Annotated in this window: 22 protein-coding genes; all 22 read right to left on the bottom strand. The window is 44.5% G+C overall.

The features are described 5' to 3' along the window. Positions 1–58 precede the first annotated feature (58 nt). The 22 genes from ftsZ to ACTNDS_RS03790 all read right to left on the bottom strand — a co-directional run bounded on the left by ftsZ (position 59) and on the right by ACTNDS_RS03790 (position 24,988). A complete protein-coding gene (gene ftsZ / locus ACTNDS_RS03895; protein ID WP_441033869.1) occupies positions 59–1,240 on the bottom strand; it encodes a cell division protein FtsZ in 1,182 nt (393 codons plus the stop codon). A gap of 198 nt (positions 1,241–1,438) precedes the next feature. Then, the gene (locus tag ACTNDS_RS03890) at positions 1,439–2,563 is read right to left on the bottom strand and encodes a cell division protein FtsQ/DivIB (protein WP_441033817.1); all 1,125 of its coding nucleotides are present in this window, start codon (positions 2,561–2,563) and stop codon (positions 1,439–1,441) included. Then, positions 2,556–3,839, bottom strand: coding sequence for a UDP-N-acetylglucosamine 1-carboxyvinyltransferase (murA, locus tag ACTNDS_RS03885; protein ID WP_441033815.1), 1,284 nt, complete (start codon positions 3,837–3,839; stop codon positions 2,556–2,558). The genes ACTNDS_RS03890 and murA overlap by 8 nt, the downstream gene beginning before the upstream one ends. Positions 3,840–3,853: 14 nt before the next feature. After that, entirely contained in the window at positions 3,854–4,969 is a 1,116-nt protein-coding gene (locus ACTNDS_RS03880; RefSeq protein ID WP_441033813.1) for an FtsW/RodA/SpoVE family cell cycle protein, read from the bottom strand. Positions 4,970–5,005: 36 nt separating this feature from the next. Beyond that, positions 5,006–6,361: a UDP-N-acetylmuramoyl-L-alanine--D-glutamate ligase gene (gene murD / locus ACTNDS_RS03875; RefSeq protein ID WP_441033811.1), complete on the bottom strand. Its 1,356-nt coding sequence runs from the start codon at positions 6,359–6,361 to the stop codon at positions 5,006–5,008. Between the two features lie 13 nt (positions 6,362–6,374). After that, complete coding sequence (mraY, locus tag ACTNDS_RS03870) at positions 6,375–7,331, bottom strand: phospho-N-acetylmuramoyl-pentapeptide-transferase (RefSeq protein WP_441033809.1); 957 nt, start codon at positions 7,329–7,331, stop codon at positions 6,375–6,377. Between the two features lie 72 nt (positions 7,332–7,403). Further along, a complete protein-coding gene (locus ACTNDS_RS03865) occupies positions 7,404–9,152 on the bottom strand; it encodes a peptidoglycan D,D-transpeptidase FtsI family protein (RefSeq protein WP_441033807.1) in 1,749 nt (582 codons plus the stop codon). A 100-nt stretch (positions 9,153–9,252) separates the two neighbouring features. Beyond that, complete coding sequence (locus ACTNDS_RS03860; RefSeq protein ID WP_441033805.1) at positions 9,253–11,484, bottom strand: peptidoglycan D,D-transpeptidase FtsI family protein; 2,232 nt, start codon at positions 11,482–11,484, stop codon at positions 9,253–9,255. 17 nt (positions 11,485–11,501) lie between these two features. After that, positions 11,502–12,044 (bottom strand): hypothetical protein, encoded by a 543-nt coding sequence (locus ACTNDS_RS03855; protein WP_441033803.1) that lies wholly within the window; start codon positions 12,042–12,044, stop codon positions 11,502–11,504. Between the two features lie 17 nt (positions 12,045–12,061). Beyond that, positions 12,062–12,997: a 16S rRNA (cytosine(1402)-N(4))-methyltransferase RsmH gene (rsmH, locus tag ACTNDS_RS03850; protein WP_173742252.1), complete on the bottom strand. Its 936-nt coding sequence runs from the start codon at positions 12,995–12,997 to the stop codon at positions 12,062–12,064. Positions 12,998–13,061: 64 nt separating this feature from the next. Then, entirely contained in the window at positions 13,062–13,493 is a 432-nt protein-coding gene (gene mraZ / locus ACTNDS_RS03845) for a division/cell wall cluster transcriptional repressor MraZ (RefSeq protein ID WP_019162783.1), read from the bottom strand. Between the two features lie 239 nt (positions 13,494–13,732). Beyond that, positions 13,733–14,845 (bottom strand): prolipoprotein diacylglyceryl transferase, encoded by a 1,113-nt coding sequence (gene lgt / locus ACTNDS_RS03840; protein ID WP_441033801.1) that lies wholly within the window; start codon positions 14,843–14,845, stop codon positions 13,733–13,735. 14 nt (positions 14,846–14,859) lie between these two features. After that, positions 14,860–15,957, bottom strand: a complete 1,098-nt coding sequence (gene ychF / locus ACTNDS_RS03835; RefSeq protein WP_173742254.1) for a redox-regulated ATPase YchF — start codon at positions 15,955–15,957, stop codon at positions 14,860–14,862. A gap of 150 nt (positions 15,958–16,107) precedes the next feature. Next, the gene (locus tag ACTNDS_RS03830; RefSeq protein ID WP_441033798.1) at positions 16,108–16,680 is read right to left on the bottom strand and encodes an N-acetyltransferase family protein; all 573 of its coding nucleotides are present in this window, start codon (positions 16,678–16,680) and stop codon (positions 16,108–16,110) included. A 38-nt stretch (positions 16,681–16,718) separates the two neighbouring features. Further along, positions 16,719–17,393 (bottom strand): thiamine diphosphokinase, encoded by a 675-nt coding sequence (locus ACTNDS_RS03825; protein WP_441033796.1) that lies wholly within the window; start codon positions 17,391–17,393, stop codon positions 16,719–16,721. An 8-nt stretch (positions 17,394–17,401) separates the two neighbouring features. Continuing rightward, positions 17,402–18,076: a ribulose-phosphate 3-epimerase gene (gene rpe / locus ACTNDS_RS03820; protein WP_433845472.1), complete on the bottom strand. Its 675-nt coding sequence runs from the start codon at positions 18,074–18,076 to the stop codon at positions 17,402–17,404. Next, positions 18,076–18,954 (bottom strand): ribosome small subunit-dependent GTPase A, encoded by an 879-nt coding sequence (gene rsgA / locus ACTNDS_RS03815; RefSeq protein ID WP_173742258.1) that lies wholly within the window; start codon positions 18,952–18,954, stop codon positions 18,076–18,078. The genes rpe and rsgA overlap by 1 nt, the downstream gene beginning before the upstream one ends. A 3-nt stretch (positions 18,955–18,957) precedes the next feature. Then, on the bottom strand, positions 18,958–21,165 hold the full coding sequence (gene pknB, locus ACTNDS_RS03810) for a Stk1 family PASTA domain-containing Ser/Thr kinase (RefSeq protein WP_441033794.1): 2,208 nt from the start codon (positions 21,163–21,165) through the stop codon (positions 18,958–18,960). Then, a complete protein-coding gene (locus ACTNDS_RS03805; protein WP_441033792.1) occupies positions 21,159–21,905 on the bottom strand; it encodes a Stp1/IreP family PP2C-type Ser/Thr phosphatase in 747 nt (248 codons plus the stop codon). The genes pknB and ACTNDS_RS03805 overlap by 7 nt, the downstream gene beginning before the upstream one ends. A gap of 1 nt (position 21,906) precedes the next feature. Further along, positions 21,907–22,947, bottom strand: coding sequence for a 23S rRNA (adenine(2503)-C(2))-methyltransferase RlmN (gene rlmN / locus ACTNDS_RS03800; protein ID WP_303241832.1), 1,041 nt, complete (start codon positions 22,945–22,947; stop codon positions 21,907–21,909). Between the two features lie 3 nt (positions 22,948–22,950). Beyond that, positions 22,951–24,303, bottom strand: coding sequence for a 16S rRNA (cytosine(967)-C(5))-methyltransferase RsmB (gene rsmB / locus ACTNDS_RS03795; RefSeq protein WP_441033789.1), 1,353 nt, complete (start codon positions 24,301–24,303; stop codon positions 22,951–22,953). Continuing rightward, positions 24,296–24,988: a zinc metallopeptidase gene (locus ACTNDS_RS03790; RefSeq protein ID WP_303241830.1), complete on the bottom strand. Its 693-nt coding sequence runs from the start codon at positions 24,986–24,988 to the stop codon at positions 24,296–24,298. Before ACTNDS_RS03790 ends, rsmB begins: the two co-directional genes overlap by 8 nt. Positions 24,989–24,991 lie beyond the last annotated feature (3 nt).

Genomic DNA, 24,991 nt, shown 5'->3' with positions numbered 1-24,991 from the left:
TCCGAAAAAATACAAAAAGGCATGTCCCATCAGACATGCCTTTGCATTTCTCATATGATTATCTGTTTTTCAGGAAATCCGGAATCTGAATATCCTTTTTCTGAACTGTGCTGGAAGGTGTCTTCGTTGTTCCGAATGGTGTTGCATTCATAGTCGGAAGACTGAAGCTCGGCATATTCAGAGTAGATGCAGCAGTTGTTGAAGCAGCTGTACTGCTAGCTCCTAATGGCTGGGAAGAAGGTCTTCTTGCACCAAAGGAAGAAGCTGTGTTTCTTTTTCCGAAAGGGGCTGCCTGAAGATTCTCATCATTCAGACCTGTGGCAATTACTGTAATTCTGCAGTAATCAGCAACAGTGTCATCATACATAGCACCAAAGATAATATTTGCATCCTCTCCGGTAAGCTCCTGTACATAGCTTGCTGCATCATTTGCATCCATAAGAGAGATGTCTCCGGAGATATTAATGATTACATGAGTAGCACCCTTGATGGTAGTTTCCAGAAGAGGTGAGGATACAGCCTGCTGAACAGCCTCCATAGCCTTGTCATCTCCTCTTGACTCACCGATACCGATGTGGGCAATTCCCTTATCTGTCATAACTGTCTGAACATCAGCAAAGTCAAGGTTAATCAGTGCCGGCAGGTTGATCAGGTCTGTAATACCCTGTACAGCCTGCTGAAGAACCTCATCAGCTTTCTTCAGAGCCTCCGGCATGGTTGTCCGGCGGTCTACAACTTCCAGTAATTTATCGTTTGGAATAACGATGAGTGTGTCAACTGCTTTCTTCAGATTCTCAATACCTGCAAGGGCATTATTCATACGTGTTCTTGCCTCAAAACGGAAAGGCTTGGTAACTACGCCGACTGTCAGGATACCCATTTCCTTCGCTGCAGCAGCGATTACAGGTGCAGCACCTGTTCCGGTTCCGCCACCCATACCACAGGTAACGAACACCATGTCTGCGCCCTCCATTAACTGTTTCACTTCTTCAATGCTCTCTTCTGCAGCTTTCTGCCCAACCTCAGGCTGTGCTCCTGCACCAAGTCCCTTAGTTATCTTTTCGCCAATCTGAAGTACAGTTGGAGCTTTGCAGAGAGTTAAAGCCTGTTTATCAGTATTTACACCTACAAACTCTACTCCCCCGATGGATTCCTCCACCATTCTGTTTACTGCATTATTTCCGGCTCCACCTACGCCAATTACAATAATCTTTGCAGATGATTCAGCCTCATTTGACATAATCTCTAACAATGTACTTCCTCCTTTATTTCTATCTGATATCCTTCTCAGTAATTTATGTCATAGCTACATATAGATATATCATATATTTTTTTCGGAAATTAATCAACCATTAATTTCGTTTTTTTCTACTTTTTTTCGGGAAACTTCTCTCTTTTATGCTGCGGGAGCCTGTTTTTCCGGGTTTACAGGAGACTCTCAATACTCACTGTCATAGCTGTCATTGTACCCACTGTCATAATCGCCGCTGTAATCTTCATTATCTTCATCGTAATCTCCGCTGTCATCCCCGTTATAATCACTTTCATTTTCACTCTGGCTTTCTTCCCCTGAACTTTCCTCATCTGCGGAAGTGCCATCAGATTCGTTTTCCTGAGCATCCAGTGACTCCTGGGTTGGCTTTGGTCCTACATAATTGCCATCGGCATCATATTCGCCTTCTCCTGTATAATCTCCCTCTTCGTCATATCCACCATTCCAGTTTTCTATGGCTTCATCCAGGGCAGTCCGGGGTCTGGCACCTACATAATTACCATTTTCATCATATTCACCGTCCCCAGTATAATTTCCCTGCTCATCATATCCGCCATTCCAGTTTTCTGCTGTCACAGGCTCCTTCTCTTCCTCAAAGGTATTGGTATCTGTAGAAACACTTTCCATATGAAGGATTCCTTTCTTACCCGTGAGCTTAGGCAGAATCGCAATCACCCGGTTCATCTTTTCCTCCAAATCTTCATCCTTGCCCAGCTGTACCGTAATGTCACCGTAAATCAGACTGATGGAATAACTGCTGTCAAACTGGATGTGATCCGGTATCATTTCATTTTTCTGGAAAATAGTGGACAGCGCAACTGCTGTATTCAGTACAGAGTCTCCTTTGATATCCAGCTTCTCATCCATAACAACACTGTTTACCTGAATCCCGTCAAAATAAGGTACAGACTCATCCCTGGTTTTGGAGCCCTCCACAAAAATACCATTTCTGTCAAAAAAAACATAACTGTCCAGATAATGAATACACCCCACAGGCTTTTTCTCTTTTACACTGATACAGATTGTATTCCGGTTGATCTGGGTCACCTTGAATGCATCTACAAAAGCAACATCATCTGTATCTGTTGTGCTGTATATCATCGGTGCAAGCACAGAGTTAGAGGCCAGCGGTCCCCGCAGCACCATCTTTTTTACTTCTTCATCTGAATAATGAGTGGTTCCTCTGACCTGCACAGAATCTACTTTATAATAAGTAAATAAAACAACTGCTGCTGCCAGGAGGCCCAAGCCAACAATATATGCTGTTATTTTTTTTGTTTTTTTATTCATATTCCTTCTTTCTGGTACCGGACTGCCATATCCTGCAGCCCAAAGCTTTCAGATCTTCACAGATATGTTCATATCCCCGTCCGATCAGCTCAGCACCACGGATACAGGTCTCTCCTTCTGCCATCAGTGCGGCCAGTACAAGTGCTGCCCCGCCTCTCAGATCTCCTGCTTCCACTTCTGTTCCTCTTAGCGGAAATCCTCCGGTGATCCTGGCCCGGTTTCCTGTTATCTCAATATGTGCACCCATTTTTCTCATCTGACAGGCGCTGCCGAATCTGTCCTCAAAAATCTGCTCCTGTATGACACTCTCTCCAGGATTTCCTGTGAGAACAGCCATAAGCGGTGCCTGCAGATCTGTGGGAAATCCGGGATAGATTTCTGTCTGCACAAATGGCACAGGACGACACGCCTCTCTTCCATTGATTTTTAGTGTACCACTTTTCCCGTAATATTGTCCACCTATTTTCTGATATACTTCCAGGAAGGCCTTCATTTCCTCCACTGGTACCCGCGAAAGAGTAATCTCACTTCTTGCTGCTGCAGCTGCACAGATATAGGTTCCGGCTACGATTCTGTCCGGCGGTATCACAAAATTCCCGGATTCCAGCCTGTTTACTCCACATATTCGGATCTGTTTTGTTCCCTCTCCCTTTATATTGGCACCCATGGATTTCAGGAAACGGCAAAGCCAGACCACCTCCGGTTCTTTGGCACAATTTTCCAGGACAGTATCTCCCTCAGCCAGAACAGAAGCCATCACCGCCTGTTGTGTAGCCCCCACACTTACTCTGGGAAAGCAGATGTATCCACCTGTGAATCCGATGCATTTCCCCTTAAGTCCGGATTTTTCCTCCCGGATAACAGCTCCCAGCTTCTTTAATACCATCAGGTGAATATCTATAGGTCTTTTTCCGATGACGCAGCCTCCCGGGTACCCCATTCTGCAGCTGTGGTTTCGTGCCAGTATTGCTGACAGGAGAATAACGGAAGAACGCATTCTTCTGGTAAATTCCCCTGGTATCTCTGTTTTGTCCGCATTGGTACAATCCAGATACAGGTCATGATTCTCCCACCAGGTAACAGCCCCCAGATTTTCCAGTATCTCTTCCATGCAGAATACATCAGAAATCTTTGGGCATCCTTTCAGTATACTGAGTCCCCTGTGCATCAGTGCTGCAGCCATCATAGGCAATGCTGCATTTTTTGATCCCTGTATGGAAATATTTCCTGCCAGTGACTTTCCACCTACCACATGTATTTCCGTCAAATTTTTCACCCCTAAAGGGCCTCTTACTTCCTATTATATGTATAAACTCCTTTTCTGTGACTGCTCACTCCCAGTGCCAGCCCCATTTCACCCAGGAGAAAAACCACAGAGGTGCCTCCATAACTGACAAAGGGCAACGTTATTCCCGTGTTTGGTATGGTATTGGTAACTACCGCTATATTCAAAATCACCTGCATAGCCAGATGCCCCATAATCCCTCCGCAGAGCAAAGCACCCTGAAGATCCGGGGCATGCATAATACTCACACAAAGTCTCCACAAGAGCAATACAAACAAGAGGATCAGTACTACGCCTCCTGCAAGCCCCAGTTCCTCACAGATTACAGAAAATATCATATCGTTCTGGGCTTCCGGGACAAAGCCCAGCTTCTGCAGACTGTTTCCCAGTCCTCTTCCAAAAATCCCCCCACTGCCAATGGCATATAAACCCTGAATTGTCTGAAATCCTTTTTCATACTTTTCCGGATTTCGCCAGATTGCCAGCCGTTCCAGGCGATAGCTTTCTGCAGCCAGAAAAATAACAGCAAAACCGATTCCCAGTACTCCTACTCCTATAAAAGGCAGATATCTGGAATTTGAAACAAAAATAAGCGCCACACCAATTCCCAGAATAATAAGGGCAGTACTCAGATTGTTGGATCCCACAATCCCCACAATAGGAAGCAGTGTAAGCATGGTTCTGAACATAAACCACAGACTGTCTGTTTTCTTTTTCCATCTGTCTATCTGCCAGGTCAGAAAAAGAATAACTGCTACCTTTGCAAACTCTGAAGGCTGAAAGGATAAGGGGCCCAGATTCAGCCATCTTCTGGAACCGTTGATCTCCTGTCCAACAAAAAGAACAGCAACAGACAACACGACAGAAACCAGATATGCCATCGGAGCCAGCTTTACAAAAAAATGATAGTCCAGGTTCATGATCAGATACATGATTCCCAGTCCCAGAGCTGCTGCAAACAGCTGTTTCTTAAAATAGTAGGCAGAGTCGCCGAAGCGCACTCTGCCGTTATATTCACTGGCAGAAAGCAGCATTGCAAGACCAAACACAGTCAGCACTACCACCAGCACCAGCATTACAATATCTGTTTTTTCAAAATCTGTCCGTCTCTCTGACACCATCACAGTCTCCTCAAGAGGGCCTTATCTAATCATATTCTACAGATTTCTCACATATTCCTTAAACATATCTCCACGCTGCTCATAATTATCAAACTGTCCCCAGCTTGCGCAGGCAGGAGAAAGAAGTACCGCGTCTCCGGGATTTGCTTTCCGGGCACATACATTGACAGCCTCTTTCAGATCTTCGCAGAGAATAATATGATGAAAACCATGTTTCTCTGCTGCTTCTTTAATCTTCTCCTTTGTCTGCCCGATCAGTACCAGGTATCGCACTTTTCCATCAAAAGCTTCTATCCATTCATCATAACCGGATTCTTTATCATAACCTCCGCCAATAAGCAGTGTGGGGCGATTCATAGCCTGGATTCCCTTGATCGCAGCATCCGGATTGGTTCCCTTGGAGTCATTGTAATAAACTACCCCGTTCTTCTCTGTCACATACTCAATTCTGTGAGCCACTGCAGTAAATTCGCAGATACTCTTACGGATACTTTCCATACTGACCCCATCATAATAAGCCATGGCTACTGCAGCCATTACATTTTCAAAATTATGCTTACCAAGGAGCTTCAGTTCTTCTGTTCTCACCACTTCTATGGTTTCTTTTCCATCTTTCAGAATAATCTTATCACCATCCAGATAGATACCCTGTTCCAGTTCTCTCTCACTGGAGAAATATACCACTCTCGGCACCAGATTTTTACCAAATTCACGCAGAACCTCATCCTCATAGTTCAGGACACAGATATCCTCAGTTCCCTGATTTTTGGTGATCAGTTCTTTTACCCGGATGTATTCCTCCATAGTATGATGACGATTCAGATGATCCTCTGTAATATTCAAAATCGCAGAAACCTTCGGTGCAAACAGATCAATGGTCTCTAACTGAAAACTGCTGATTTCTGCCACTGTTACAGAATAAGGTTTCATCTCCAGCGCTTTGGAAGTATAAGGGGTTCCGATATTTCCTACCACAAATACAGATTCCCTTGCATCCTGCATGATCTTTCCAAGAAGCGCAGTGGTAGTTGTCTTACCGTTTGTACCGGTGATGGCCAGTACTTCGCCTGCCCCTACCCGGAAAGCAAGTTCTACCTCTCCCCAGACCGGAATCCCCTTTGAATAAAAGTTCTTTACAACCGGAATATCTGTAGGTACACCAGGACTTAAAACCACCAAATCCAGACTGTCAATTACTTCTTCCGAAAGATTTCCTGCATAAATCTCTAATGGATAGGTTCCGTTGGTTTTATGTACTACTGCCTCTTTATCAATATCTGCATTTCCGTCATAAATAACAGGAACAGCACCTACCTTTGCCAGAAGATCAGATGCTCCGATCCCGCTTTTGCCGGATCCAAACACCAGAACCTTTTTTCCCTGTAATTCCATAATAATTTCCTCCTTATAAAGCCAGCAGAGCGATCATACACATCACAGCCGTCACCACAGAAAAGACTGCGACCACTCTGGTCTCAGACCATCCGCACAGTTCAAAATGATGATGGATCGGTGCCATCTTAAAAATACGTTTTCCGTGAGTTGCCTTGAAATATGTTACCTGGATCATAACAGAAAGCACCTCGATCAGATAAATCAGACCTACCAACAGGATAAATAAAGGCATCTGCATCACATAGGCTGTACCAGCCACAAAGCCTCCCAGGGCAAGGGAACCGGTATCACCCATGAACACCTTCGCCGGATAAACATTGAATAAAAGGAATCCCATAAGACTACCTACTACTGCACAGGTGATCGGCTCAATGCCTGATTTCAGTCCAATAGATACCACAGAAAAGAACACTGCTACAATGAGAGTCACACTGGAAGCAAGACCATCCAGTCCATCTGTAAAGTTCACTCCGTTTACAGTACCGATCACTGCAAAAAACAGTATCGGATAGGCAAGCCATCCCAGATTCAGAAAATGTCCGCTCCAGAACGGAATCCGCATAGTCAGAGAAATATCTGTATATCTGACAATATAAAATACAAAAATTGCAGTCAGCACAACCTGAAGAGAAAACTTCTGTGCAGGCATCAGACCATCCGAACGTTTCAGAACAACCTTCAGATAATCATCAAGAAAGCCGATGATTCCAAATCCAAGTGTCAGAAACAATACAGGAATGATCTTTGGATAATCCTTTACATAAAACAGAGCAGTCACAGCTGTGGCAATCAGAAAAATCACACCGCCCATAGTAGGAGTTCCCGTCTTTTTCAGATGAGACTGTACACCCTCTGTTCTCTCCGTCTGTCCCATCTTCAGTTTCCTGAGAAAAGGAATGATGACCGGTCCTAATATAACGCTGATGGCAAATGCGATCAGTACAGGGATTACAACTTGAAATTCCATCTCACACCTCATTCATTCTTTCGTTTTTTGATTTTAAAGCAATTCTTAGTATAAGTCTTTTCTCTATATTTATCAACCCTCTGAGCTGTTTTCCCCCGTTTTTTCGATTCCCAGATAGGGAAGTATATTTTCAAAAATACTACGGATCACCGGTGCTGCAACGGTCCCCCCGTAATAAACTCCTTTTGGATCATGAATAATACACAGGCCCAGCACCTGAGGATTTTCTGCAGGCGCAAATCCCAGGAAGGAGGAAATATATCGGCAGGAACTTCTGGGCAGTGTCTGGGATGTTGCTGTTTTTCCGCCAATGTGATATCCCTGGATCCCGGCATTTTTTCCTGATCCCAGAGAAACAACTTTTTCAAGAATTTCTCTTATTTGTCCGGAGGTTTCGGAAGAAACAATTCCTTCCTTCACAGGATAAACCAGTTCTTCTGCTTTTGTCTGTTCTCTGTCAGATACTGCAGTTCCAAAGTGCGGTGTCACACGCCGTCCTCCATTGATCAGAGAACTGACAGTAACAGCCAGCTGAATGGGCGTGATCTGAAAGGACTGTCCAAAGGAAACCGTAGCCAGCTCTACCTCTCCCATATTTTTTTCCTGGTGCATGATCGTCCTGGCTTCTCCCGGCAGATCCACACCAGTTTTGGTAAGTAGCCCGAATTTTCGGAAGTATCTGTAATATCTGTCCACTCCCAGCCGAAGACCTACCTGGATAAACACCGGATTACAGGAATTCTGTGCTCCCTCTACAAAATTCTGGGGACCATGGCCGGTTCTTTTGGCGCAGTGGATCCGGCGATCCTTTACCAGGATATATCCCGGGCAGTAAAACCTGTCATCCACAGATACTACCCCTTCTTCCAGCCCTGCAGCCATTGTTATGATCTTGAAGGTAGATCCCGGTTCATAGGTATCATTCAGGCAGGGATTTCTCCACATCTGATTCAGACGTTCCTGCTTTTGCTCCTCTGTCATTTCGGCTGTATCCCTTGGGGTATTCAGAGTAAAAGGATCATTCAGATCAAATTCAGGTACATTAACACAGGCATAAATTTCTCCATTCTGAGGATTCATGATCAGAATAGAAACTCTTTCTGCCTGTTTTTCCTCCATTACCTTCAACGCCTCCTGCTGAGCATATTTCTGAATATTAATATCCAGACTTAACCACAGGCTTTTCCCTTCCTCCGGCTCCTTTCTCCGCTCACCCAGGCTGTCCAGTTCTATGCCTCTGGCATCTGTGGTAGTAAGGATCTTTCCCGGTTTTCCTTTCAATATTTCATCATATTTTACTTCCAGCCCGATAATTCCCTGATTATCACCTCCTGTAAATCCCAGAACCCTGGAAGCCAGACTTCCATATGGGTAGTATCGTTTATAATCCTCATCCACCTTTACCCCGTCCAGTCTGCATTCCCGGATAGCATCTCCTGTACTTTTATCTACATTGGTCTTTATCCTCTCTATGGAAGAAATCTTTTCTACTCTTTTCCTTACATCCTCTTCTTTCATTCCCAGCTTTTCTGCCAAAATCCGGATGATCTTCTCTGGATCCCTGATCTGGCTGTGAATAACAGAAACTGTACAGACTGTCCGGTTAGAAGCCAATACTTTCCCCCTGGCATCCAGGATAAGCCCCCTGGCCGCCTTAATGTCCCGTTCTCTTTCATGAAGCTCTTCTGCCCTGTCATAATAGCGTTCAGGACAAAAACACATAAGATAAGCCAGCCTTCCTATAAGTCCTGCCATGATCAGAACACAGCAGAGAAAAACAGTCCAGCTTTTTTTCTTATGAAATGTCATCAGTTTTTTCATCAAAAATCCCCTGAAGAGAAAAGTCATAGTAATATATGATTTTTCTCCCCAGGGGTATCACTTTACTTGTTATTTACAGAATATTTATTTAAAAAATATTTTATTCCAGTCCTGCTTCCTCATTGGTAATTCCTTCAGATTCTGCATTGTTATCCTCAGTGGTATCTGATTCATCCCCCTCAGGGGGTGCAGGTGCATCCAGGTTGGAAACACCGTCCTCTGCTGATTCCGTGGCTGTTCCATTCTGAGAAGAAGCTTCCGGCAGATTTTCAGACAATTTGTAATTGCCCTGTTCGTCCAGCAGATGTTCACCATTGCTGTCCAGAAGATATCCATTTTCATCTATACGGTTACCATCCCAGTCGATCAGATTTCCCTGGGCATCTACCAGTCTGCCATTCTCATCCAGGTTACTTCCTGTAGTACTCTTCAGATGTCCGGAAAATCCTTCCCACAGTTCTGTCTCAGGAATGGTTCCGTCCTCGGATTCATCCGGCTTTACATTCAGATAGGGAAGAAGCTCTGAGAGGATACCCTGGGCAATGTACTGCGGATAAGTACTGTTTGCCTGTTCCTCTGTATTGGGCTCATCCACAACCACATAAATTACCACTGCCGGATCATCCACCGGCGCAAATCCGATAAAGGATACCAGATATTTATTATTTCCACGGGGATATTTCTCTGCAGTACCTGTTTTACCGCCTGAGCTGTAGCCCTGTACCTTGGAGTGACGGCTGGTACCCTGCTGTACACTCAAAGCCATATAGCTTCTGATGTCGCTGGAAATCCCTGAGGAGATCGTCTGCTTCAAAAGAGTCGGTGTCATGGTTTTGACTGTACTTCCCGCACTGTCAAGAATCCTTGTCACCAGATGAGGCTGATAATAATAGCCCCCATTAATAACAGAACACATGGCATTGATTTCCTGGATCATAGTACAGGTAAATCCCTGTCCAAAAGCTGAGCAGGCCAGCTCTGTCTCACCCATGGACTCCTCTGTATGGATAATGCCGGCACCTTCATTAGGAAGATCGATGCCGGTTCTTGTTCCAAAATTAAACAGGCTCTGGGCTTTTACAAACTGCTTGGCTCCCATTTTTGCACCGATCTGCATCATGGCATCATTACAGGAATTGGCGATTACCTCTCCCAGGGTTTCTGTCCCATGGGCATTTGGCCATACCGCACATTTGATCAGAGTATCTCCAAAGGTCTGGGATCCGTCACACACAAAGGTGTCAGACTCCTGAATGGCTCCCTTTTCCAATGCAGAAGCCATAACAATCGGTTTTACAACAGAGCCGGGTTCATAGGCATCTGTGACACAGAAATTACTCCACATGCCATTTAGTGCTTCTACTGTCTCATCATCATTCATTGCTTTGATCTGGTCTTCTGAATATATGACGGAAAGATCTCTGGGATTATTCAGATCATAGCGGTCTCCTCCATCCATGGCAATGATCTCACCTGTAGATGGGTCTTCCACGATCACACCAATATTCTTGGCACCCATTGCTTCCTTGAAACCATTTACATATTTCTCTACAATCTGCTGCGCCCCAATGTCAATACTGGTCTGGATACTCTTTCCATTGGTGGCTGGAATGATGGTCTGTTCCACATCTGAATCATTATTGATATATCCATATTGTCTGCCATCCACGCCTGTGAGAGTACTGTTATAATATCCCTCAAGACCGCTGTCTGCCACATCACGGTCCAGAGTAAAGCCAATCGTATCGCAGGCTGCTTCATTAAACGGATAGGTTCTCAGATAATCCTCTTCAAACCAGACACCCTTGATATTGGCTCTTTCCTTTGTCTGGGACGCACTCAGACCGGAATCCTCGTCTGCTTCCTCATAAGCCTCAAATTCCTTCTTCTTGTCCATGGAAAGCTGCTTGGTCACAATCTGATACTGACTCTGACTGGTATCGGAATCAGACAGCAGTGAACGGATTTTCTCCTCCTCCAGTCCAAGTACCTCCGTAAGAGCCTTGATGGTAGGCTCCACATAATCTTCATCGGAATTCACCGTCTTACAGTCCAGGATCACATTGTAAACCTTATTGCTGGTTGCGAGAATATTTCCGTTCTTATCATAAATATCTCCTCGCTTGGCAGGCAGCGTCTGGCTTTCATATTTCTGCTGGGCCTGGCTGAGAACCTGCTTTTTATACTTACTTCCACTGGTAGCATTAATATAGGTAATTCTTAGTGTTAATGCTACTAAAGCCAGCAATACTAAAGAAAATAGTATCACCAGCTTCTTTTTCATGTTATAGTTTATTTTCTTTACGGGCTTTCCCCGCTGTTTTTTCCCCATATTACTCAATCACTCACCTACTTTATATCCGGTATATCCTGATACTGTCTGACATAGCTGTTTCCAGAGGATGAATAGGTTACAGTCTGATCTTCAGAAGGATACTTCATTCCCAGACTTCCCATTGCTTTTTTCTTGATCAGATTCAGATCCACATTGGAAGTTACCTGACTGTAATATGCATCATTGTCCTCCCTGAGCTGCAAAAGCTCCTCCTCCAGTGCAGCAACCCTACTCATCTTCGCTGTGATCTCTGACTTGTATCTGAGATAATTTACTGAGCAAAAAAGTATGGCTACACATACAACAGCCAGAAACGCTACAAAAGCCCAGTTCATACCCAGAGCCCTCTGTCTGTTCTGCTGTGCCTGTTTACTCAGCTGATGCTGTGTTTGAGGGACAGGCTGAGGCTGTACCCTGCGGTTTCTGCCTGCCTCCTGCCTTCTCTCCGGGATTTCATTGAGCCGTCTGACTGTATTTCCATCCACATATGCTCCCCTGTTTACCGGGGTCTGATATCTATTTCTTCTTGCCGTTTCAGCCCTAGTCGTTCTCCCCATTTTATGCCTCTTTCCAATTAATATACCCTTTCAAAAATCCTGAGCTTCGCGCTTTTGGAACGCGGATTTTCTTCCATTTCCTGCTCCCCCGGAAGAATTGGTTTTCTGGTTATTACCCGACCCTTTGATTTTTTTCCACATACACAAACAGGAAAATCAGAAGGACAGGTACATGGATTTTCATTCTTACGGAAAATCGTTTTAACAATCCGATCCTCCAGAGAATGAAAAGTAATAATACAAAGCCGGCCTCCGTCATCCAGAAGATCGATCATTCCATCCAACGAATCTCTCAGTACATCCAGTTCCCTGTTCAGTTCAATACGAATTGCCTGGAATGTTCTCTTGGCCGGATGTCCTGATTTGACCTGCATCTTCATCGGGATGGACTGTCTGATGATCTCAGTCAACTCTCCGGTTGTAGTGATCGGCTTTGTCTGCCTTGCTGTAACAATATGTCTGGCAATATTTTTTGCAAATTTATCTTCACCGTAATCACGGATGATACGGTACAGTTCTCTTTCTTCATAGCCATTGACAATGTCACTGGCTGTCAGCGTCTGGCGCTGATCCATTCTCATATCAAGAGGCGCATCCACACGATAGGTGAAGCCACGCTCCTCATTATCTAACTGGTAGGAAGATACTCCCAAGTCCAGAAGAATCCCATTGACCTTATGAATCCCCCTTGCTGCCAGTTCCGGTACCATGTAACAATAATTGCTGCGAATGATCGTCGCCTGTTTATAGGCGGCTAACCTCTCACTCGCAGCAATTATCGCATCCTGGTCCTGATCTATACCAATAAATCTCCCCTTGGCAGAAAGCTTCTTACATACCTCCATGGCATGCCCGGCACCACCCAAGGTGCCATCCACGTAGATTCCGTCGGCCTTTACGTTCAAGCCGTCAATGGTTTCCTCCAGCAATACAGATTTGTGTTTAAATTCCATCTCCGTCTCCTGTCTGGATTTCCCCGCGGGATATCACTTGTGAACAATAACATCTCAAACACCCTTATATGACAATTCCCATTTCCTGCATGCTCTCTGCAATACTGTCCATGTCGTCATAATTACAGTTCTCACTCCACTTCTCTTTGCTCCAGATTTCAATCCTGTTCAGATTTCCGGTCAGGACTACATCCTTATCCAAGCCTGCAAATTCACGTAATGTCTGAGGCACAAGGATTCGTCCCTGCTTGTCCAGTTCACACATAGCTGCACCGGCAACAAAGAATCGTGAGAAAGTTCTGGCGTTCTTATTTGTAAGTGGTAAAGCTCTGAGTTTCATTTCAAAGGCCTCCCACTCATCCATCGGATAAATGGAAAGACAACCATCAAGTCCCTTGGTCAGGACAAACTCTTCCCCTAAGAGCTCCCTGAATCTGGAAGGGATGATCAGACGCCCCTTAGCATCTATTGTATGATTGTACTCGCCCATGAACATATTACTCACCTACTCTCGTGAAGTCTGAATCTCCCCTTCAGGCTTCCGGATGGTAATGGTTTCATCTGCCACTGTTCCCCCATTTGCCACCACTAATCACCACTTTCTACCACTTATGTAACAATAATAAACTATTTATGTGGAAAAAACAAGAGCTAAACCAATATTTTTTATTCTGTTTCTATCCACAAAAAAAAGCTCTTTTCAGAGCTTTTTCCACATATATATTGATCTGTATTCTATTCTTCCTGCTTTTCAGATGCCTTATCAGAAGACTTTCTCCACTGACTGGGAATATGGGCATATTCCAGGTTCTCCCAATTGTCTGTTTCTCCCTGGATTTTATCCTCCTGAATAGTTTCTTCCTCCTGGACAGGTGGTTTTTCTGATGGTTTTTCTACTGGCTCTTCCGTTTTCTTATCCACTGGCTTATGTTCCCTTCTGGATTCCTCTTCTTCCCGGAAAACCCTTTCTCTGCGGATCTTGCGGATATCTGCACGTTTCTTGACCATAACACGCCGCACTGTCACAATCGGAACAAAAACAACCACCAGTACTCCGGAAATCAACAGTGAAATATCCACTGATGTTCCGGGAATATACAGTTTATCTGTTCTCAGCCATTCACAGACAAAACGTCCCAGTCCATATCCTGCAAGATACCACATAAACAGCTCTCCCTGATATCTCTTCTTTCTCCGAAGTGCCAGAAGTACCAGGAGCAGTAACAGGCACCAGAGACTCTCATAGAGAAACACCGGCTGGACCTGGATAAAGGACACTCCATCGATTGTCAGAAGGTTATCACGCATAGCTCCCGACACTTCTCCGGAACGAACCGCAGATATAGGAAGCTGCATGGTCAGAACTCCATCTGTATATTCCCCAAAGGATTCCCTGTTAAAAAAATTACCCCAGCGTCCCACAACCTGCCCCAGAAGTACCCCCAGGCTGACTGTATCTGCCATCTGCCAGAAAGGCAGCTTTGCCAGTCTGCAGAACAGTGTCGCAGCAAAGACACCGCCAAGTAATCCACCATAAAAAGCATATCCGCCATTTCTCACATCAAAAATTGTCCGGAGATTTCCCTGATACAACTCCCAGGAAAAAATAACATAAAACAGTCTTGAACCCACCACGGAAGCAGCCAGGGAAAGTATCATCATATCCAGATATTTATTCTGGTCTTCATGATTCCTTCCTGCCTCCAGTACCACAAGTCCCATTCCCAAAAGGGCACCTGCCGCAATAAGCATCCCATAAATTGTAAATTCCATTCCGAAAATCTGAAATGCCCTGGGCACATAATCCAATACCAGATTTATTCCCGGAAAACGAATTGACATATCCATATATCACCTTTTTATTATACGTTAAAGCGGAATAAGATCACATCTCCATCCTGCACAACGTATTCCTTACCTTCCATTCGCACAAGCCCTTTTTCTCTGGCACCGGCATAGGAGCCACAGTCCAGCAGATCCTGATAATTCACAACCTCTGCCTTAATAAATCCACGTTCAAAATCTGTATGGATCTTACCTGCTGCCTGAGGAGCTTTGGTACCGATCTTAATAGTCCATGCTCTGGTCTCATCTTCCCCTGATGTAAGGAAGCTCATCAGTCCCAGAAGATGGTAGCTTGCTTTTACCAGTTTCTCAAGTCCTGATTCTGTCAGTCCCAGATCCTCCAGAAACATTTTTTTCTCATCATCATCCAGTTCTGAAATCTCTTCTTCAATTTCTGCACAAATAACGAAAATCTCACTGTTCTGCTCTGCCGCATATTTGCGCACTGCCTGTACATGGCTGTTGCTTTCACCGTCATCAGCCAGATCTCCCTCTGCTACGTTTGCAGCATAGATCACAGGCTTCCAGGTAAGCAGATTATAAGTTGCCATCCATGCTTCCTCGTCCTCATTTTCCAGTTCCATCGTAATGGCCATCTTGCCGTCTTCCAGATGTGTTTTTACCTTCTGAAGGAAATCCAGTTCTTTGGCAGCTTCCTTATCCATACGTGCAGTCTTTGTCACTTTTGCAATTCTTCTCTCAAGAATTTCAAGGTCTGAGAAGATCAATTCCAGGTTGATGGTCTCAATGTCACGAAGAGGATCGATGCTTCCATCTACATGGATCACATTGGAATCTTCAAAGCAGCGGACTACATGAACGATTGCATCTACCTCACGGATATTTGCAAGGAACTGGTTTCCAAGACCTTCGCCTTTGGATGCTCCCTTTACAAGGCCTGCAATATCTACGAATTCAATTACAGCAGGTGTCACTTTTTTAGAATGATAAAAATCTCCAAGAAGCTTCAGTCTCTCATCCGGCACTGTAACAACACCTACATTAGGGTCGATGGTACAGAACGGATAGTTTGCTGATTCTGCTCCTGCCTTTGTCAATGAATTAAATAATGTACTTTTTCCAACATTGGGTAATCCGACGATTCCTAATTTCATTTTTCTCTATATCTCCTTTAAATGTATTGATTGTACGGTCTTTTTTCAGCATGAATTATATCATATCAAAACTCTTTTGTATACCTCTTGTGTACTTATCCCCTTTGTTCTCAGCAATACGCTTTCCGGTGCACAGGAAAAGTCCGAAAACTATAATCCGAATTTCTCCCTGACAGCAGCAAAATCACGGACAGGCAGCATATTTTCCTGTGTAACACCAATCTGCTTATCCATATAAACAAGGGTATACCATCTGTGAAATTTATATCCGCAGTCTTTCAGTTCTCCCGCATATCTATATCCCATTTTTTCATGGAACTGAATACTATTATAATCAGAATACTCATCTTCCGGTTTCACGATCAGCGAAATTGCCCGTACGACTCCCTGCTCTCTCAGAACTTCTTCCATCAGAGCATACAGCTGTCGTCCCACGCCCGCTCTCCGTACCTTCTGGTTAAGATAAACGGTCATCTCTACATCCCATCCAAAAGCAGCTCTGGGATGAAATCTTCCTGCATAGGAATACCCTATGATCTCCCCCTTATTTTCTGCAACAAAGTAGGGATAATGTTCCAGGATATGGCTGATCCGCTCACGGAATTCTTCCACAGACGGAACCTCATATTCAAAAGTTACTGCTGTGTTTTTTATATAATATGCATAAATTTCCAACAATTGTTCTGCGTCTTCAACTGCGGCTGTCCGAATTTTGATGTCCATGATATTTTTCCTTCTTCCGTTTCTTCATCTTTTGCCAGCTACCTGTCTCTGGACTGGATCATCAACAGGGTTCCTGACTCATATGTAACCCTGGCCTGCTCTTCCTGTATTTCATTACTTACAGTCAGTCCACAATCCAACAGACTCAGATCATAACCATCTAATAAGTATTTAAAACCTTCCAGGCAAAGTCCCTTCACAGCTCCTCCTATGGCAAAAAAAGATACATATTTGCCGAACTGACTGGATTTCTCCAGCACCTTTCCATTCTCTGCCAGCGTCATATAATTATACTGATCCACTAATGCCAGAGAAACCCTTTTCTGACCTGCAAGAATAAGAAGACCCAGATTTGCAATCAGGTGATCCACCCTCCGGCCTGTTGCTCCCAGAATTTCTATTCTCTTTGTTCCCCGCCGGATAGCCAGATTCACAGCACACTGGGTATCCGAATCATCCTTTTCAGGCTTGAGACGTATCACTTCCACCGTACTTAAGTCTTTCAGAAACTCCTCACCCTGAGGAGACAGACTGTCAAAATCACCTACAGCCACATCCGGCAGAAGATGATTTTCCATAAAAAATTCCAACCCTCTGTCTGCAGCAATCAGGCAAAGCTTTTCCCGCCCTGTTCTTTCTATTCTGTTTCTTAAAAAATCGAGGGCAAAATCTCTCTGGATATCGCCCCCGCTTACAATAACCGTATCTTTCATACTGTTCCTCAGTCAATCTCTCTGATTACTTCATTCATTCGCTTCTTTGCATGGCGTACTCCGGAAACCAGATTATCTTTAAAAACATAGGAACCTGCCACCACAAGGTTTGCCCCTGCCTTTAATACAGTTTCCATTGTTTCATCATTGATTCCTCCATCCACCTGAATGTCTACATTCAGATCTTCATCCCGGATCAGGTCACGAAGCTCCTGAATCTTCTCTGTACACTCCTCCAGATATTTCTGACCTCCGAATCCCGGCTGTACAGTCATAACCAGAACCATATCCACATCCTCAAGCATATGGCTGATATCATTTACCGGAGTAGCAGGCTTAATGGATACACCCACCTTTACTCCTGCTTCACGGATCTGTTCTATGGTACGTTCCAGATCTTCACAGGCTTCTGCATGTACAGTGATAGAATCCGCGCCACAATCAACAAAATCTCTGATATACCGTTCCGGTTCTGTCACCATCAGATGCACATCAAAAAATAATTTTGATTCTTTTCGGATTGATTTGATCACTGGCATTCCAAATGAGATGCTGGGTACAAAATCACCGTCCATCACATCAATATGAAGCCATTCAATCCCTTCTTCTTCCAAAATTTTAATCTGTTCGCCTAAACGGTTAAAATCCGCTGATAAAATAGACGGACATAACTGATACATAATCAGAATCTCCTTTTCTCTTTTAATTCTTCATAAAGTCCCAGATAATCTTCATATCTAAGGCTACTGATCTCATGGTTATCCAGTGCTTCCTTTACTGCACAGCCCGGCTCATGGATATGTCTGCATCCCTGAAACCTGCACTGCCCTTCATATTTCCGGAATTCCGGAAAATAATCCTTAAGTTCCTGCTCCTCCATATCTGAAAGATACAGACAGGAAAAACCAGGAGTATCCACCAGATAGGTATCCTTTCCCGCCGGAATAACCTGGGAATGACGGGTAGTATGTTTTCCCCGTTTCAGTTTTTTGCTGATCTCACCGGTCTCCATCTGTACATTTCCCTGAAGGGCATTGGTAATCGAAGATTTTCCCACACCGGAAGGACCAGCAACCACTGTAGTCTTTCCCTGGAGTATTTTTTTTATCTCCTCCATACCATCTCCCTGATAGGTACTGGACAGGATTACCTTATATCCGCAGCTCTGATAGGTCTCATATAAGAAGTCCAGTTCTTCCCTGGTTCCCAGATCTTTTTTGTTAAAGCAGATGGTAACCGGAATATCTGCCTGCTCCATCATGATCAGAAAACGATCCAGCAGCATGAAATTAGGTTTTGGGTTTTCCATTGCAAAAATCACAAAAGCCTGATCCACATTGGCAACTGCCGGGCGGATCAGGGAATTTTTCCGGGGAAGGATAGCAGTAACACTGCCCTCCTTCTCCTTCTCATCCAGCACCTCTATTTCCACATTATCACCTACCAGAGGTTTCCGGTTATCTTTTCTGAAAATTCCTTTGGCCTTGCATTCATATACTTCATTATCCTCAGCATGAATGTAATAAAATCCTGCAATTCCCTTAATAATTTTTCCCTGCATGTACTACTCAGCCTTAGCAAATGTGATGGAGTATTCTCCAAGCTTTTGATAGGTTCCGTTAATTTTCTCAGAAAGATATAAAGTACCCTGGCTGACTCCCGGTGCACCAGTAATATCCAGTGTATACGGGAACTGCAGTGTCTGTCCCTCCAGGATCACAGATGCAGATGGGTTACCATTTACATTCTGTATCAGTTCCAGGCGGATAGGTCCTCCTGAATATCCGATCGGTGTATTCAATGCCTGTGTACATTTCCAGACCTCACCGTTTGCAACAGCTGCACTCTGCTGTGCCAGATCTGCTGCGGAAGTATCTGTGCCGGCTGCACTATCTGTACTGCTGCTTTGTGTATTTGAATCGGAAGTCTGTGCAGAAGATGGATCCTGATCTCCGGAGCTTACAGTAAGTACTACATTCACAGTATCCGGATCATCCCAGTCACCTGCTTCCGGTTCCTGGGCAATTACCTCTCCTGCCGGTGCATCTGTGCTCTTCTGCTCTTTAACTTCAATATTCAGAAATTTGCCAAAGGTTGTAATCGCATCATTCTTCGTCATACCAACAACACTTGGTACTTCCACACTGTCACCATAATCAACACCACGGCTGACAACCAACGTAACACTTGTTCCGGAAGCCACCTGATTTCCTGCAGCAGGAGTGGTAGAATATGCATATCCCGGATCCACAAGGGGATATCCGTCATCATTTAACTCACTGTATTCCTTCTGAACATTTACAGTAAGTCCCATATCCTCCAGTGTCTGCTGGGCATCTACGCCTGTCTGTCCATCCACATCCGGAATGGTGATCTGCTGAGTTCCCTTGCTGATATAATACTTAATAGTTGTATATTGCTCAACCTTGCTTCCCTGCGGAATATCCTGAGAAGAAATCGTTCCTTTTGCCATGTCAGAAGCTTCCTCACCCATAGGCTGGATTCCCAGCTTCATATCCTTAGTGATCGTCTTAGCCTCTTCCTCTGTTTTTCCACGAAGATCCGGGACAGTGACCATTTCATCATCCTCTGCTTTCTCGGTCTGAACCTGCTGTTTATTTTCCGTTTTAGCTCCTCCGATCAGACCAGAAGCTTTTCCTGCGATCAAAATGATTGCAATCAGGATCAACACACCCATCAGAAGCATGATAATGGTCATCACTTGACCATTGCCTTTCTTGTGTTTTTTATCCTTTTTGCTTTCCCGCCTCTTCCGTGATGTATCCTCAGGCTCATCATCATAATCCGTCTCATTGATTTCTGCTTCCAGAGCCTCCGGATCAGCCTTTGAAATCTGCTTTGGTGTATGCTTGATCTCACCCAGTTCCGCATCAGAAATCACTACTGTTTTGGCATCGTTATCTACTGATGTGAGCTTTACAAAATCACCCTGGGGATCAATAAGAGAATGCTTCAGATCCCCGATCACATCCTCCATATTCTGGTATCGTCTGTCAACACTTTTCTGTGTACATTTCAATATGATCTGCTCCAGGCTGTGAGGCAGCTCCGGTGCATATACACTTGGCGGTACCATCTCTTCCTGAAGGTGCTTGATGGCAATGGCAACTGTAGTATCTCCGTCAAAAGGAACCCTGCCTGTCACCATCTCATAAAGCGTGATACCCAGAGAATAGATATCACTCTTCTCATCACTGTATCCTCCACGCACCTGCTCCGGAGAACTGTAATGAACAGATCCCATTACATTGGAGCTGATGGTATTGGATGACGCTGCTCTGGCAATTCCAAAGTCTGTTACTTTTACCTTTCCATCCATGGAAATAATAATATTCTGGGGCTTTACATCACGATGTACAATCCCGTGGCTGTGTGCGGCCTCCAGTCCCATGGAAACCTGAATGGCAATGCTGGTAGCTTCCTTTACAGAGAGTCTGCCCTTCTTGGAAATATATTCCTTCAGTGTGATTCCCTCGATCAGTTCCATAACAATGTAATAAACTCCATTGTCATCTCCAACATCAAATACATTAACAATATTTGGATGTGTCAGAACTGCAGCAGCCTGTGCCTCACTTCTGAATTTCTGTATAAAAGTTGTATCTTCCCGAAACTCCGGCTTCAGCACCTTGACAGCGACAAAACGATTCAACTTGTGATCCTTTGCCTTGTATACGTCCGCCATTCCGCCGGTACCTATTTTGCCTAATATTTCATAGCGCTCTGCTATGATCATTCCTGTTTTTAACATTCTTCCACCTCATTTGCGAATGGTTCTATCAATACAATTGCAATATTGTCTTTACCGCCGTTACGGTTTGCCTCACCGATAAGGGTCCTGCCTCTTTCATCCAGGGCCTCATCCCTTCTGGAAAGTATCTCTTTTATCCGGCTGTCCTCGACCATGTTGCTCAATCCATCTGAACACATTAAAATCACACTTTCCGGTTCCAGTTTCAGATCAAAAAAATCTACATCCACTGTCCTTTCCGCACCCAGCGCTCTTGTGATGATATTTTTGTCCGGATGGTTTCTAGCCTCTTCGGCACTGATTTCTCCCATCCTGACCATCTCCTGCACCAATGAGTGGTCTCTTGTTATCTGCTGAAGTTCTCTGTCCGCCACATAGAGACGGCTGTCCCCCACATTGGCCACATATGCATACTGCCCAACGATAGTGGAAACTACCATAGTGGTGCCCATTCCCTTCAGTTTCTCATCCTTCTGTGCCTGCTCAATGATCTCTATGTTCGCACTTTCAATGGCATGACGGATCACCTTAACCGGATTGAAATCCTGATCCTGTCGAATCTCCTCTACCACAACACTGACAGCATGGGAGGATGCATAATCACCAGCATTATGTCCGCCCATTCCATCCGCAACAACAAACAGATTCGGAAGATTCCCAATCGGGTCGGAAGAGGCGAACACATAATCCTGATTCATCTTCCGCTTCTGACCCACATCAGTAGCTGAATATATCCTCATGTCACTTCTCGCTTTCTGTTTTTTCCATATAGCTTTTTCTTAACTGTCCACAGGCACCGTCTATATCACTGCCCATTTCCCTTCTAATAGTAACATTTATTCCACATTTTTCAAGTTTTATTTTAAAATTCTCAACAGCCTGTCGTGTAGAACGTTCAAAAGAGCGTTCCTTAATCGGGTTTACGGGAATCAGATTTACATGACAATTGATATCCCGGATTCTTCCGGAAAGCTCTCTTGCATCCTCATCACTGTCATTCACCCCGGCCACAAGGCTATATTCAAATGTGATCCTTCTGCCTGTCATATCAAAATAGTGGCGGCATGCTTCCAGAACTTCATCCATACTGTATTTTCTGGCAATCGGCATAAGTTCCTGTCTTTTCTCATCATTCGGCGCATGAAGAGAAAGTGCAAGTGTCATCTGCAGCTTTTCTTCAGCCAGTTCATAGATTTTGGGTACCAGTCCGCAGGTAGATACTGTCAGATTTCTCTGGCTGATATGAAGTCCTCCATCCTCTGTGAGAATGTGTATAAACCGCAAAAGATTGTCATAATTATCCAGTGGCTCACCGGTTCCCATCACTACTACATTGGACACTCTCTCACCGGTCAGAGTCTGAATACGATAAATCTGGTCCAGCATTTCTGAGGGAAGCAGACATCTGGTAAGTCCTCCGATCGTAGAAGCGCAGAAACGACATCCCATGCGGCATCCCACCTGTGAAGAAATACATACGGAATTTCCATGTTTGTACCGCATAAGCACACTTTCGATCACATTTCCGTCACTGAGACGAAAAAGATATTTCTGCGTTCCATCCAGTCTGGAAGTCTGTACATCTACCACCTCCAGGGCAGTAACAGGGTATTCCTTCAGCTTCTCTCTGAGCCCCCTGGATAAATTGGTCATCTCATCCCAGGAAGTAACCAGGTGCTCATGAAGCCAGCTGTATATCTGCTTTGCCCTGAAAGGCTTATCCCCCAGAGCAGTAACCAGCTCTTTTAATTCATCAACTGTCATTGACTTGATATCTGTCATTACTTATTTTCTCCTGAATTTTGCAATAAAGAAACCATCTGTTTTGTGCACTCCCGGCAATAACTGAAGATACCCCAGAGCAGTGGTTTCAGAATGAAGTTCCTGAGGAAGGAAAGGATCCAGGCTCTCCAGTTTAAAAGGATGATTATTCATAAACCACATCATATTTTCCTCATTCTCTTCTTTTGCAATGGTGCAGGTACTGAAAACCAATACTCCACCTGGCTTCACATACTCTGCTGCCCGATCCAGGATCGTTCTCTGCAGGATTACAATTTCTTCCTGCTTCTGAGGTGTCACTCTGTACTTTATTTCCGGCTTCTTGCCGATCACCCCATAACCTGAGCAGGGTACATCTGCCAGAACAATATCTGCTTTCAATTCCGAATCCACGTCAAAAACAGTGGCATCCATCACTCTTGCCTGCACATTGATAGAATCCAGACGATTGATATTTTCCTCAATAAGGTCCACCTTTTGCTGGCTCACATCTCTGGCATCTACAGTACCATAATCTCCCATCTTATCTCCTACATGAAGGCTTTTTCCTCCGGGAGCAGCACACATATCAATAATATAATCTCCCTTCTTTGGATCTGCAACCTCAGCTACCAGCATGGAACTTACATCCTGTACCTGAATTTTCCCCTGAATAAAAGCATCCAGGGCAAGAATATGATTATAATCAGAAATTTCATATGCATAGGAAAGATAGGGAGCAGGAGTTACCTTTACTCCCTGCTCTGTCAGGCTCCTGTAAATCTCTTCCTGTGGATATTTATGGATCCGGCAGCGCACAGTAACCGGCTTCTCCTTCAGAAACTCTGCCAGAATCATTTCTGTCTTTTCTTCACCGTAAGCTTCCAGCCAGCGATTGACCAGATTTTCAGGCATGGAGTACTTAACAGAAAGAAATCTCACCAGATCCTGCTCTCTGGATGGAAGCTCCAGATTTTTATATTCCCTGGCTATGGTCCGCAAAACTCCGTTCACAAACGGCTTCAGATTATAAAAGCCCTTTCTCTGAGCCAGCTTCACCGCTTCATTGCACACTGCACTGTCCGGTACACTGTCCATGAATTTAATCTGATATACCCCGCTGCGCAGGATTTCTCTGATTGCAGGCTTCATTTTATCCACTGTCACCTTAGAATAAGAATCAATGATATAGTCGATCAGAATTCTGTATTCCAGAGTTCCCTCACATACCCGGGTAATAAATGCCCGTTCCTGTCTGGGAAGGAACTGATACTTAGAAAGGGCATTGCGAATGGCAATATGGCTGTGCTTTCCCTCTTCTTCAATTTCAAGTAGTATTTCCAATATTAATTCTCTGGTATTAATTCCATTAGTCACGGTCTCTTCCTCCGGCCAGTATGATTAGTCTGAGAAGCTGCAGAACAGATGCTGCAAGGGCTGCCACATAAGTCAGAGCAGCTGCCACCAGAACCTTCTGTGCTCCCTTTACCTCCTCTTGGGCGATCAGTCGGTTGTTACCCAGCATTTTCAAAGCTCTGGCTGATGCATTAAACTCCACCGGCAAGGTCACCAGCTGAAAAAGGACAGCCAGAGAAAATAAAAGAATTCCCACAGTCAGCAGCGGACGAATGGAGAAAACAAGCCCTGCCAGAAACAACGGCCAGGAGAGAGTAGAGCCAATATTGGCAGCCGGTACAATAGCAGTTCTGATATTCAGAGGAGCATAGTTTACCGCATCCTGGATTGCATGTCCGCATTCATGAGCTGCTACTCCAATGGCTGCTACTGATGTTTTTCCATATACATCCTGGGAAAGAGCAACCTGTCTGGTTCTGGGATCATAGTGATCTGTCAGACTTCCTGCAACAGCCACCACAGAAACATCTGTGATTCCTGCCATGTGCAGAATCTGCTGTGCAGCCTCCGCTCCTGTAAGACCGGAAGTACTGTGGACTTTGCTGTACTTCGCAAAAGTCCCCTTTACTTTGGCTGATGCAGCCAGAGACAGTACCATTCCTATGACCAGCAAAATATAAGTGGGATCAAAATAATATCCGTACATACA

It is taken from the genome of Blautia sp. HCP3S3_C12, from assembly GCF_052064155.1.
In the GTDB taxonomy this organism is placed as follows: Bacteria; Bacillota; Clostridia; order Lachnospirales; family Lachnospiraceae; genus Blautia_A.
The sequence above is the reverse complement of the archived record's forward strand: the minus strand, read 5'-3'. Positions and strand labels throughout refer to the sequence as shown.